Here is a 563-nt window from a genome sequence, read left to right as displayed (position 1 = left end):
TTGTTCGTCCTGGCTGTCGCGAAGCGCCCACGCACCCAGCCCCACCACCACGGCGGCGGCCGCGACGACAGCCCCACTACCGACGAGCAGTCGGCTCGATCTCGGTCGCCGCACGGGGCCCGACGGTGCTGGCAGCGACGAGATGACCTGTGCGGGAATGGGGGCGGCCGCGGCCGGAGACACCGGTGGGGTTGGCTCCTCGACCTTCCCGCTGGACGTTTCATGGCTGGTGGTCGCCGCCGGTGCGGGAGTGAACGACGGATACCAGCGGGCCAGCTCGCCCGCTGTCGGGTCCGGCCGCGGAATGTTGGTATCTGTCATCATCGAATCCCTTTCTGTGCGGGCCCGGTTCCCCGGACGAGAGCCGTCCGGGGAACCGGGTCGGTCATCCGGCCGCGACCGGGGTCGTCGACGTCGGACGGGCGCTTGTCGTCGACGTTCTCGGCGACGACGGCGGGGCAGACGTGCTGGTCCGCTGGGTCGTCGGGGTCGACGAGCTGATACGAGGCGTCGAAGTATCGGCCGAGGAGTCGGCTCCACTCGCGATGTCCTTGGCCAGCGCG

The 563-nt window shown here is 70.5% G+C and carries 1 protein-coding gene and 1 pseudogene; both read right to left on the bottom strand.

Going from position 1 to position 563, the window contains the following annotated elements; translation table 11 throughout:
- Positions 1-324 (bottom strand): annotated as a pseudogene (locus MLGJGCBP_RS51180) (hypothetical protein); the annotation flags it as partial.
- Positions 321-563 (bottom strand): hypothetical protein (locus MLGJGCBP_RS51175; protein ID WP_160098648.1); only part of this gene is annotated, 243 nt, incomplete at its 5' end. The gene MLGJGCBP_RS51175 and the pseudogene MLGJGCBP_RS51180, both read right to left, overlap by 4 nt.

Origin of the sequence: Rhodococcus sp. T7, from assembly GCF_009872365.1 — a bacterium.
In the GTDB taxonomy this organism is placed as follows: domain Bacteria; phylum Actinomycetota; class Actinomycetes; order Mycobacteriales; family Mycobacteriaceae; genus Rhodococcus_F.
This window is presented reverse-complemented; position numbering and strand designations above follow the sequence as displayed.